The following is a 12,998-nucleotide window of genomic DNA, read 5'->3' as shown; positions in this document are numbered from 1 at the left end:
TCCGATGTACATGTACTGTGTATTTGTCCTTATTTCCCTAATCCACACCATATTTTCAAGCCTATTTTTGAACAATGACCTCATTGTCACTGTAGATTTGAGCCGAATCACTGATTTGACTCATGACAACAACTGTTAACGCGATTACCATAAAGAATAAGACCATAATTACCTGTTTCAATTTCCATCTCTCCATTACATTCAATCTGAAATATTTCTAAAAAAACTCAGAAACTTCAATATACTACTCAAAGTTACAACAAGAGACGACAATTGTAAACGGTGATTCAACAAGTTTTCTAAAAGAAAACGTCGAAAAAATGCACTTTGTGCGCTTACCCGGGGAATAATCTAAAGAAATAAAGCTATTTCCTACCAAATACGAGATTATCCCTTGCGATTCGCTGTCTTATTTCCTCATCATGTCCATGATTTATGTCCAATTTGTGAAACATTTTCAGAAGCAACTCAGCGGTCATTTTAGCATCGTTCAATGCATGATGACGTTCGTGGCGCTCAATATTGAATTTCCTTATTAATGAGTCAAGCTGTGGGTTACTTCGTGGAAATAACTCCTTAGCAAGTGCTTCAGAATCTAAATAAGGAGGCAAATAATCGGGCAATCCCCATCTTTGAATTAAATTTTGTAGAAAATACACGTCAAATTTAACAGGGTGAGCCACAAGCGTTGTCCCTTTACTAAAAGATAGAAATTCTTCAAATGCTTCGATAAACGTCCAACCCGCACGAATTTCATCAATAGACAAACCAGTTAATTGTCGAACAAATCTTGGAACTTTTTGAATAGGACGGACTATACGATAAAATGACTCATCAAGAATACGCCCTTCAATTAAATCAACTTTCACGGCTCCAATTGAGATCACTTCATCTCCAATCGCAGGATAAAAGCCTGTTGTTTCAAGATCAAATACGGTAAAATAACGACTACTTGATTCCTGATATAACAACAATGAATCATACAAACGTTCATATACTGGTAACGTTTTGTCTGTTTTTATTTTTTTTTGCCACTTTAAGCGGTCATAAAGATAGTAACGTAATAATTTAAACCCTATGGACGACATTTTTAAATACTCCGATTCCTACGGAAGCTTAATTCACTTACCTGTTGCATTCTTTTCGCAACAAGGAGCGCTTCCCTCATTTTCCTTCTTTCTTCTTTCTCCCATTCAATTGGTCTAACTAAATTCGATATTTCCGTTCCTTTGTCTAATTGGTAAAGGTTCTGTCTTACTCGAAAGGTATACAAATAATGAAGAGAGGTTTCAATATTAATGACGTCACGATGGTGAAACACTTCTTTTTTCTTTAATTCATGTAAACGTTTAATCGTATTCACTTCTTCTACGCCGTATTTCATTGCAAAAATCCGTATTCCGTTGACGATCTGCATGATCGCGGCCTTTTTTAGATCGAGCGTTTTTTCTTTACCCCGAAGCTGCAATTTCCCTAGGGGATTAAGCGGAACTCGAAACCTAATTGTATCTTTCATTAACAGCATTTGTAAGGTATGTGCCTTTCTAATTCGTTCTGTTATGCGACTTCTGAGCGCTCGAGCCAATTCAAAGTCGCCGTAAACAGGGCGAAAGTCCATAAAGATCGTAAAGTTACGAATTTCTTCAGCGTCCGTTTCTGTAATCCATCGATTCACTTCTGTTTGCCAATTTGAAAGGGACCGTCGCCATTTCTCATTTTTGGCCATAATCCCTCCATCACATTCTGGCAAACCGCACGTTGTTAGCATTGTATTGATTTTTTCTGCAAAAACCTTAAAAAACATTTCGATTTCCGCTTTATGTTCAAGATGTTCATAGTCATCAATGATTAAACCGTTATCCTGATCCGTACTAAAAGCCTGTTCTTTTCTACCTTCACTTCCCATCACAATAAAGCAGTAGTTCACTGGGGCTCTTCCGTATCCTTCTCTCATCATTTCTTTTTCAGCAAGTAAAATGATGCGACGATGCATTTCATCGTTATAATTGGACATCATTTCACATATTTCATATCCCAATGTATTCGCATCAAGTAACTCTTGAATAAAAGAACGAAACTCTTTATGAATAGGAGGAGAAAGGTTCATGATTTCATTTAGCTCTTTTGCTCTTGAGAGACGATAAGATAAATCAAGGTAAGCTGACTCTTGAATACCGAGGAAAGATTTCGCAGACACCATCCCCACGATTCGATCTCGTTTCACTACTGGTAGTAGTGATACCTTATGAAATTTCAAATAGGCAAGTGCTTCATAGCTAAACGCGTCTTCTTCAACGAGATTTGGTTTTTGATACATCCATTTATGAATAGGATCTTGAAATTGTCCCATCGTCAGGGCATTGATGATTTCAAGAGGAGTAACTGTCCCTAATACACTCTCTCGGTCTTCACTTACGATGACGCCATCATAATTCTTCGTTCGAAAAAGATCAGCTGTTTCCAGTACTGTATAAGTTGGAGGAATCGTTACTTTAGAATCCATAATGGCACTCACTCTTGTTCGATAAAGAGCAATGTTTTCTCCATCTGATTCACGATCACGTTCCTGCTTGATTTCGTCATAAAGACTGCGCATCCGTTCCCCGATTGTATCAAGAACATTATGCGAAAAAGCAGGGTTTTCCGTCATGATTCTTAACATCACTTCTTTTTTTATTTGAATAACTTGACAGTCTTCGTTTGCCTGAACTGAAAATGTCATCGACTCATCCGTTAACATAATCATTAATCCTACCAGGTCGCCTGGGTAGTAAAATCGCATCGTAGCCTGCTGACCATTTGCTTTATGAACAATGTTTTTTGCGATACCAGATACAAGAAGGTATAGGGTATTCGCATCTTCATCTTCGTGATATAAAAACTCACCTTTTTGATAAGTAGAGAACTTGGCAGAGGCCATTAAATTCTCAATCTCTACATCACTCAGTGAATGAAATGGTTCTTTCTTCTTCAGTACTTCATAGAAATCCTGCATAACAACCTCCAATCAACGCCGCTCTCCCTTTTGTTCAAGCCGTTCAATTCTCTTCATATATAATAATCGCTCGTTCTCTTCTTTATCTTTCAAGATCCGCTTCTTTCCTTTCCACTTCTGATAAGCGGATAAAGCATAGTGCAATGCTTGTTCATAGTCTTTCGCTTTATGCTCATAATATTTAGCAAGTTCAATATCACAGTCTTCATCATTCGTATCCTTCGATAAAGAAAGCCAGATGTCAATGGATTTATGAACCTGGTCTTGTTTTTTATAAATTCGAGCTAATGCTTTTTTCGCTTCTTTCTCATGACGTCCGATTGTTTTCTCGTATAAAAACGCAGCATGATCTTCTTCTCCTACCGCTTCCCACCAGCGCGCAGATTGATACTGCTCTCCTGCCGTTAACGACTTGCCTTTTTCATCAAGTAGAAGATGTGACATTCGAATATAAAGTGTTATCAAAGACAAGATATCTTCTTCGTTATGTTTCAACACTCCTTCAATAAGCTCTGGATCAGGGTCTTTCACAAATTCAAAATAAAGCATGGGAGCTAAATAGCCTGGAATGTCTTCCTTTCGTTCAAAACCTAACTGCTGTTCTTCTACATTCGCGAGTCTAACAGACTCCATATCATTTTTCCAAAAACGTCTGGCTCCGTGCAAAAGATCAAAGTGGCCAAATTGAGGTAACTGAGGCACTTGCTCGCGTATTAACGTATGTCTTGTTTTCACCTGCGGCCAATCAAACGCTTTGCCATTATACGTTACAAGGTTCTTCAGTTCGTTCACATCGTCGAGAAAAGCCTTGTACAGGGGTACCTCGGCACCTGGTCCAGGCAAAAAATACTGATTAACAGATATTCCATTTTCTGTATACTGGCTATATCCGAGTAAAAAGATAGTATTGCCGACGCCACCACCAAGACCTGTCGTTTCTGTATCAAAAAACAGTAAATCAGAAGGGGTAAGATGTTTAGACGAAAGCGGATGCGCACGGTGGTGATTATTCCAGCGTTCCACTACGTTTTCAAGCTCCTGGAACACATAACGACCATGCTGATAACTAGTCGGATATTGCTTTTTTCTTACCAGTGCATAGTCTCCGTCAAAAAAATAGGGATGCGCATGAAGCTCTTTCCATTTTTGAAGGTGAGGAACGTCAACAGTTGGCTGCTCCATCTTCGCTTCAACTTCATCTGCTTCACTCAGGTTCATATGTTTTTTCATTCGATTTAATTTAGCTTTCAGTGACATGAGAATGTTCACCTCTTAAATATTCAAGTAAATAGATCGCAGTTTGCTTACTATTTTCTCCCGTTTCTCCTGATACCCCAACACATGATGGGCAGCCGTTTTCACATTCACAATTTACGACAATCGATTCCGCTTCCTTTAAAATAAATCCGAGTTCTTTGTATACTCTTTCGGATAATCCGATTCCCCCTGGATAACGATCATAGAAGAAGACAGTCGGCTTGTTTGAATGCACAGCTTTAATTTGCGGTGTAACATGAAGGTCAGATACGTCACACATGACGAATAGCGGCGCAACGTTTCGAAGGACGTTACCAAGACCAAGTAATCCTTCCTCTAACCGATTTTCTCCCATTGTTTGTACAAAACTTTCTGGAAAATCAAACCAGCATGCATTCGTATGAAGTTCTTCTTCTGGAAGATGAATTGGACCAGACCCGATATTTTCATGTGTCTCAAATTTGATTTTCTTGAAAATTGTTGCCATCGCGTTGACCATTACTTCTCCATAAGTGGCTGTCGTATTCGGAAGTGATTCATGCTTGTCTTCTTCCAAAACCTTCAGTTGCACAGCAAGATTAGCATCTGTATAGTAATCGACATCCACTTCTCGGACCCACGCCTTTTTTTCATCATAGTCGAGCAGTTCCACTTGATATTGCACACCCTGATGAAGATAAATCGCTTCTTCATGAAGGAGTGTCATGGCACTAAACCGATCCATTTCTCCAATCACTTTTACATTCGAAGCCGTCGTTTGATCAATAATGACTACATTTTCCTGCGACGCAGAGCGAAGGCTTACGTTGTGAGCTGGGAAAGCATCGTTCATCCAGAACCACCGATTTGCCCGATGATGGAGGAGCTGTTCATCCGTTAAAAACTCCAGCACGTCTTCAATGTTTTCTCCACCAAACGTATCTCCTTGCTGAAAAGGAAGTTCATAGGCAGCACATTTCACATGGTCAACAAGAATAATTAAATTATTAGGATTGACTCGTGCTTCTTCTGGATTACGTTCAAAAAAATAATCCGGATGAGTGATCATATATTGATCAAGCGGACTTGAACTTGCGACTACAAATACAACAGATTCATCCTGACGACGTCCAGCACGACCGGCTTGTTGCCAGGTACTTGCTATGGTTCCAGGGTATCCCGTTAAAACACACGCCTGTAGTTGTCCGATATCAACACCGAGCTCGAGCGCATTTGTACTAACGACACCTTTAATATCTCCGTTTCGAAGTCCTCTTTCAATCTCTCTTCTTTGTTTCGGTAAATAGCCTCCTCGATACCCCATAATGGAGCGCGGACCTAACTCCCGCTGCTCCAACTGTTGCAAGTAGGTGAGAAGGATTTCTACACGAACACGACTCCGTGCAAAAACAATCGTTTGAATGTTATTTTTTAAAAGCTCCACAGCTAAATTTCTTGCTTCAAGCGTTGCTGATCGCCTGATATTAAGTGCTTGATTAACGACAGGCGGGTTGTATAGAACAAAGTGTTTCCGACCAGTAGGCGCCCCGTTGTTGTTAATCAATGTAATTTGCTCTCCCGTTAATTCTTCAGCCAGTTCTTTCGGGTTTGCAATGGTTGCTGATGTGCATATAAAAATGGGGTTACTCCCATAAAACTGACAAATTCGTTTTAACCTTCGAATCACGTTCGCAACGTGACTCCCAAACACACCTCGATACGTATGAAGCTCATCAATGACAATCACTTTAAGATTTTCAAATAGGGAAACCCACTTTGTATGATGAGGAAGAATAGCAGAATGGAGCATGTCTGGATTCGTCATGACAATATGTCCTGCTTTACGGACAATTTGTCTAATCGTTGGAGAAGTATCTCCATCATACGTGTACCCTTTTAAATCAACTTCCATCTCATCAATTAACTCATTGATCTCACTCTTTTGATCCTGCGCAAGGGCTTTTGTTGGGAACAAATAAAGAGCCCGACTAGAAGGGTCTTTCAATATCGTATCTAAAACAGGCAAATTATAGCACAAGGTTTTTCCTGAAGCTGTCGGTGTGACAGCTACGAAGCTGTTTCCTTTTGAAGCTTCATCATATGCTGTTGCCTGGTGGGTATATAATTGTTGCACGCCTCTTTCTTCAAGAGCTTTCTGAAGCTCTGGCTGCAGTCCTTCTGGAAAAGGTGCTGTTTTTGCTTCTTTCGGTTCAATCGTTTTCCAGGTTACGATATTCGACCGATACTTTTCCTCCTGTTGAAACATCTCCAGAAGCTCTGGCAGTTTCTTTTTTCTTTCCATCCGATCACCTCAAAAATTATTCTATGTCTATTGTAGCGAATACGCGTTCGAATGGATACCGTTTTGATTGCAAAGTCCCCTTTTCCATTACCTTCTAACGATCGTTCGAAATACACGATCAATTCGATTTTGATCCATTACACGCTTTTCTTTTACGAGCCGCGCTTTTTTCTCTAATTGATTTAACTCTTCCTCAAGATTACCCATTAAGTGTTCTGGCTCACTAAGCGCTTCTCTCCTAAATAACGCCTTTCCCTGTATTTTTATGTGATCATCCAATGATGAATCTTGGAGAAGTCGAGGGAGCGTTAATTGGGGAAGGCATTCATTTTCCAAAATCCATTCTCCGAAAAGAATCGATTTTAAAACATACAGCAACCCTTTTTGATCGTATCGATTTTTTTGTGCTTTTAAATTTGTTTTTCCCATCTTAATATAATGAAACAATAATGGTTTTACTGAAAAACAATCCGTGCTTAATTCCCTTAGCATTTTCACTTCTTCCGCTTCCTTGTAAATAGTCGGTGAAATGAACCACTCCAGAACGGAGGGATTCGATTTCGATATTAACAAGAGCGTCTTTTTTAGATCCCATCCATGGAATTCAACCTCTCCACTGTTTTCTTGTATGACATCGTTTTTTGGAAACACTGTTAAATACCAATCTAAATCATGGGTGTAAATAAAACGAACATCCATGTCACTGCTCTCCTTCTCATAACCAAATGCTCGACTCCCTGCTTCACATGCAAATAAAACCGTCATCTTATTCTTTTTTTCTAGCTCCTTAAGCTTTGCTGTGATTGTGCTCATAACAGAACCTCTTTACCGACAGAAAAGCTACCAGGTTCTGCCCGGTAGCTTTTTCGTTTATTTTTCAAATTCTTTCATTACTTTATCCACGTCTATCTCAGGAAGCGAACAGCTAAAATTTTCACAAATGTAGATGGTTGTTTCATTTGTCTTCTTGAAGTTAGCAGCGAATGGAGCTGCTTCTGTTAATAAAGTTGGATCTTCTACGTTAATGACCGTTAGTTCAGGCAAGAAGCTTTGCTGTAGAAACTGTATCATTCTTTCTTTATTTTCATCACGGTTTGAACCAACAATGACTACTTCTTTAGAGGAAGATAAAGCATAGAGCTTACTCATTAAAAAGTAAGCATGACCACTTGAATAGGACGATACATCACCTGAAAAAGCAGTAAACATCCGATTTGCCCACTCATCATATTTCAATTCGCCAGTTAATTTTGATAAACGAAGCAACTGAAGAACAGCGACGCTATTTCCAGATGGTAAGGCACCATCGTGTACATCTTTCGGTCTTGCAATCAATGGATCGGCATCGTGCCCATACAAGTAGAAGCCTCCAGCACTCTCATCCCAAAACAATTTGTACATCTCATCAGAAAGGTTTTTCGCTTTAACAAGATATTGAGGATCAAACGTTGATTCATACAATTCAATTAACGCCCACAGCCCATACGCATAGTCGTCATGATAGGCTTTGAATTTCACTTCTCCATCGCGATAACGAGCCATTAAACGACCGTCAATCACCATGTTTTCTTCTATAAATCGATACGACCTTTCAGCTAATTGAGTGTATTCAACGTTTTGAAACACTCCTCCCGCTTTCGCAAAAGCTGCAATCATCAACATGTTCCAGCTCGTCAGAATCTTGTCATCTTTATACGGATGAACGCGTTTCTCTCGCTCGGCATAAAGTTTCTTTCTAGCCGTCTCCAGTTGAGTTTGAAGAGCTTCTTCTGTCATGTGGAACGATTTTGCAACCTTTGAAAGATCCGTTTTGATTAAGTTAGGAATGTTTTTCCCTTCGAAATTTCCTCGCGCTGTGATGTCGTAAACTCCGGTGTACAGAGAGCCAAGTTCTTCGCCTAAGATTGTGTGAATTTCTTCTACTGTCCATACATAAAATTTGCCTTCTTCACCTTCAGAATCAGCATCTTCAGCAGAATAAAAGCCGCTATCATTCCCTGTCATGTCACGTTGGACGTATTCGAGTATCTCACAAGCAACTCGTTTGTAGCGATCGTCCCCGGTTACCTGAAAGGCTTCTGTATAAGCGAGAACCAACATGGCGTTATCATACAGCATTTTTTCAAAATGAGGTACAAGCCATTCCTGATCGACTGCGTACCTTGCGAAGCCAAATCCAACGTGATCATAAATGCCGCCATTCGCCATAGCATCTAGCGTTCTCGTCACCATCGTTAAAGCGAGATCCTGATTATAGTGACGATAATACCGCAGCAAATACATCAGCATATGAGGGGATGGAAATTTCGGGGACTGACCAAAACCACCAAATATCGTATCAAAGGAATTTTGCATCTGTTCAAAAGCTTTATGAAGCGGCTCTTCTGTTAATTCCCCACCTTCCGCATTCATTCGTTCTTGCAAGGACGCAGTTATTTTATCGCCAATTCCTGTAATTCGTTTAGGATTGTCCTTGTATTGTTGATAAAGCTGCATGATCGCATCTTTAAATCCCGGTAGATTGTATCGGCTTTCTTTCGGAAAATAAGTTCCCGCATAAAATGGTTTTTGATCAGGCGTAACAAAAACGTTCAGCGGCCATCCCCCCTGACCGGTTAATCCCTGGCAAACTTTCATGTAAATGGAATCAATATCCGGTCGTTCCTCACGATCGACCTTTATCGCTACAAAGCGATCGTTTAGAAGTTTTGCCGTTTCCTCATCCTCAAAGCTCTCCCTTTCCATCACATGACACCAATGGCAAGTGAATTGTTACACCTTGTCAGGAGTACCCTATAGAAAGGAATACTGGCTTGTTTTCAGCCTTTGCTTTAGCAAAAGCTTCTTCTCCCCAGGGGAACCAATCTACAGGGTTCTCAGAGTGTTGTAACAGGTATGGACTCTTTTCTTTAGCCAATCTGTTAGTGAACTTCTCTTTAGACATGGTGGCATCACCTTCTTTCCAGTTAGATTTTAGTATTGCAAATTTCTTTCATTTTGACTTAGGAGAAATTCACTGTGACTTTCCCTTCATCATTTGTGCTTTCTTTCTTAAGATCAACATGACTTATTATTGACTTGAAAAGTTTGTTAATATCCTTCTCCTCAATTATCTTATCAAAGTTTGTTAATACCATGTCCAGTAATGCTAGCTTATCTTTATCTTCTACTGCATCCTGTTTCTTCAATTGATTTTGTTTTATTATTAGATCATTCTCTACATCCTTCTGTTTTTGGATAAGCTTATCCTTCCTTTCTAAATACACTTCCTTTGTATAAACTTCATCCTCTAGAAGGTCTGCAATTCTTTCAAACTTTGAACTAATAACCTTTAATTCTTTTTCTAAGGAATTAATGTCTTCTAGTATAGAGGTTCTTTGGTTATTATCCCCCTGCCCCTTATCTAGAATTTCTGCTACATCATCTCTATACTTTTTAATTTCAGTAAGGATAGCATCAATAACTTTAGTTTCTGAAATTCCTTTGTTACCACATTTTTTTCCAAAAGGGTCTTTTCTCCAGCAGCTTTTGATAATATTACTACCATTATCTTTTCTTTGAATATAAAGACCAGCACCACATGAACCACACTTTACAAGTCCTGATAATGATGAAACTTTAGATTTTCTTGTGGCAATAACCTTATTTCTTCTATTCAATTGGTCTTGTACATTATCAAAGACTTCCTGTGCTACTAATGGTTCATGAGCATTATTAACAACAATCCACTCACTTTTCTCCTTAACTTTCAAAGGGGTAGTTTTTTTATTCTTATGTCCAGAGCCACTAGACTTACCATAAATGGTTTTTCCAAGATATATCTCTTGTTTTAGAATTCTGGTTATTGTTGTATTATTCCAATAAGTACCATTGGGACTAAGAATGCCCTTCCTGTTCAGTGTAAAAGCAATATCAGAGGTACTAGCCCCAGCATATGCATCACTATATATTGATCCAATGACTTCTGAAGGTGAGGGGTTTCCTTCTGTATCTGGTTCAAGCTTTTTTGACTTATGAGAATATACATAACCATAAGGAGCTTTTCCATTTACCCAGTAACCTTTTAGAGCACCAGCCTTTTTCCCTGCTCTCAACCTCCTTTTTATCATTTTTAATTCTTGGCTTCCTATAAATGACTTAAAATCACTTACCATCACATCTGCTTCATTATTAAAATCAGTTACATCTTCATCCTTATCAACAATAAGTACATCATGATTAGCAAGGGTTTCATTAATCTTTTCCATGTCCCCTGAATTCCTGCTTAACCTATCCTGTGCATAAACTACAATAGCTGAATAATTGTTGCTAGGTATATCTTCATAAATAATCTCTTTAAATTCTTTCCTATGCTCAATACTATCACTTGAACCTATTTCTTCTTTTATAACATATGACCATCCATGCTTCTTACACAAGCCCTCAAGGACCATTCTGTGATTTGCCAATGCATCTTCTGTATCTTGCCTTGATTTTCTAAGATAGATTAATACTCCACCTTCAGAGATCCTTTTCTGGTATTCCTCAGCAATCAATGTTTACACCCTTTCTTACAACCTTATTGATTACAACACATTATGTTTGTCATGTTTTTTATTACACCATTAACTATAGAAAAAAGCAAGGTAGTCAATTTACCCTGCTTGTTTTAATCTGTTGTCCTCTTTTTCCACATCAATTTTTGTGAAAATCTCATTTAGTGCTACTGCAAGTTTTTCTAAGTTTGGTTTTCCATTAACCACCACTTCCATATCTCTACTCTGCTCTTCTCTACTCATCTTATCTCTACACCTCCTACTGTGTTTTGATCATTTTAATGCAGAAATTCTTAATTTATTTCCTGCTAATTGCTACCCTTTTTTAATGCTGCTTTTTTGCTTAATTCAAGTATTGCACAAAGAGCAAAAGCCTGTCACTGACACTATTTATCAAACACTTTTTGTGGTAATTGACACTCATTATAAATGGATAATAATGTAAAGTGTTGTTGTAACAAGTGTTGGAACAATATTTTATTATTATTTAAAATTATAATTAATGAGAGTTTGTATAATAATGGTGGAAATTGGCAGAACTTTTTTTAGGTTTATGGGCTATTTGAGCATGATATTTAACACTCAAACCTGCCCCTTCTACTTATATTTGGAATTATTTAGGAATAAACCTCATGGAAGTAATGATTTTAGAGTAACTGTATTTTACTTGTTATACCCAATTTATTCTGACTACCTATCTATAAAACCATAAGGTACACTTTCTTGTTTGTTACCTCTATTAGCAAATAAACAATAGTTTAAAGCTGATCACTTTAATGCATAAGAAAATAACTGAAATATATTTATCATTATCAATTACAAATTGGACTCCCCTGTATTTAACAGCATAAAAAGTGCTTAATCAGTCATACAGAGATGAACTATAAGATAAAAACAAATTGACTGAAAGGAAAATTTGTATAGGGTATTAGTATTATACTAGGTGTGGTAACACACCCCTTCTGGAAGAAGGGAAAGGGAAGTATCCCTTTCTTATTAGATTCTCTTAAACAGCTATTGGGGCAGGTTAAAAAGGTACTGAATGCTTAACCCTTGGGGAAAAAAAGGAGTTGAACTACTAAAGGCTGAAACTTTCTAATGATCTTTCAATCTCTTCTTCAGTGATTCCAATGTATTTTAAGGTTATGTCAGGATGTGAATGGTTTAAGATTAATTGCAATTTTGCTACATCCATTGTTTGTTTATAAAACCAGTAACCAAATGTCTTCCTCATAGTATGTGTTCCTATCCCTTCATCAATATCAACCATATGAGAAGCCTTATTTAGCTGTCTGTATGCCTGTGTGGTGGATATAGGGTTATCCCCTTTCCTAGATGGAAAAAGCCACACTGAGTCAATGTGATTGATATATGACTGTATCTCATCATAGATGTTTGTGAGGTTGATTGTCCTTGGTTTCTTTGTTTTCCCTTCATGTAAAACTAGCTTCCTTTTCCCTCTTACATCACTAACTTTCAATCTCAATAAATCCCCTACTCTTAATCCAGTGTTAATTCCAATGAGAAATAGTATGTAATCTCTTTCACCACACCACTTCTTTAAAGACCATTTCATGTCTTCAATTTGTTCCTTACTTCTAATTGGTTGCACATCTTTAACTTGATTCTTAGTAGTCATTAGTTATCTTCCTTTCAAGCCAGTTATATCAATGTTTTGAATGTATGTTTTTTTAACTAACTTGAATATATCATCTTCATTCCAACAAACATAGTATTATCAATAAAATGAATGTATGTTTTTAATTATTTACTTACATTGGTTTGTAGGGGGGGCTATATGGGCTATCCCTTCTAAAAATCCAACAAATATGAAAATGGCACCACTATCACATATCTATCATTTTTGAAATCTGTAAAAGGGTACTTTATTTCATTAAAGAAGACACCCTCCCTTCTTCAACTCAAACAT

General features: G+C 38.0%; 9 protein-coding genes and 1 pseudogene. All 10 read right to left on the bottom strand.

Annotated elements, in window-relative coordinates; all coding sequences use genetic code 11:
* Positions 1-365 precede the first annotated feature (365 nt).
* Positions 366-1,088 (bottom strand): 3'-5' exonuclease, encoded by a 723-nt coding sequence (locus tag LC090_RS09970; RefSeq protein WP_226657635.1) that lies wholly within the window; start codon positions 1,086-1,088, stop codon positions 366-368.
* Between the two features lie 2 nt (positions 1,089-1,090).
* Complete coding sequence (locus LC090_RS09965) at positions 1,091-2,995, bottom strand: DUF294 nucleotidyltransferase-like domain-containing protein (protein WP_226657634.1); 1,905 nt, start codon at positions 2,993-2,995, stop codon at positions 1,091-1,093.
* A 12-nt stretch (positions 2,996-3,007) separates the two neighbouring features.
* Positions 3,008-4,252, bottom strand: a complete 1,245-nt coding sequence (locus LC090_RS09960) for a ribonuclease H-like domain-containing protein (protein WP_226657633.1) — start codon at positions 4,250-4,252, stop codon at positions 3,008-3,010.
* The gene (locus LC090_RS09955) at positions 4,236-6,533 is read right to left on the bottom strand and encodes a DEAD/DEAH box helicase (protein ID WP_305076605.1); all 2,298 of its coding nucleotides are present in this window, start codon (positions 6,531-6,533) and stop codon (positions 4,236-4,238) included. The genes LC090_RS09960 and LC090_RS09955 overlap by 17 nt, the downstream gene beginning before the upstream one ends.
* Positions 6,534-6,620: 87 nt before the next feature.
* Positions 6,621-7,346, bottom strand: coding sequence for a nucleotidyltransferase domain-containing protein (locus LC090_RS09950; protein WP_226657632.1), 726 nt, complete (start codon positions 7,344-7,346; stop codon positions 6,621-6,623).
* A gap of 57 nt (positions 7,347-7,403) precedes the next feature.
* Positions 7,404-9,278 (bottom strand): thioredoxin domain-containing protein, encoded by a 1,875-nt coding sequence (locus LC090_RS09945; protein ID WP_255648078.1) that lies wholly within the window; start codon positions 9,276-9,278, stop codon positions 7,404-7,406.
* 40 nt (positions 9,279-9,318) lie between these two features.
* Positions 9,319-9,477, bottom strand: a pseudogene (locus LC090_RS21935) (DUF255 domain-containing protein); the annotation flags it as partial.
* A gap of 58 nt (positions 9,478-9,535) precedes the next feature.
* Positions 9,536-11,068, bottom strand: a complete 1,533-nt coding sequence (locus LC090_RS09940) for a recombinase family protein (RefSeq protein ID WP_226657631.1) — start codon at positions 11,066-11,068, stop codon at positions 9,536-9,538.
* A 99-nt stretch (positions 11,069-11,167) separates the two neighbouring features.
* Complete coding sequence (locus LC090_RS09935) at positions 11,168-11,311, bottom strand: hypothetical protein (protein ID WP_226657630.1); 144 nt, start codon at positions 11,309-11,311, stop codon at positions 11,168-11,170.
* An 835-nt stretch (positions 11,312-12,146) separates the two neighbouring features.
* Positions 12,147-12,707, bottom strand: a complete 561-nt coding sequence (locus LC090_RS09930; protein ID WP_226657628.1) for a site-specific integrase — start codon at positions 12,705-12,707, stop codon at positions 12,147-12,149.
* Positions 12,708-12,998 lie beyond the last annotated feature (291 nt).

Source organism: Guptibacillus hwajinpoensis, assembly GCF_020524165.1.
Lineage (GTDB): Bacteria > Bacillota > Bacilli > Bacillales > Guptibacillaceae > Guptibacillus > Guptibacillus hwajinpoensis_D.
This window is presented reverse-complemented; position numbering and strand designations above follow the sequence as displayed.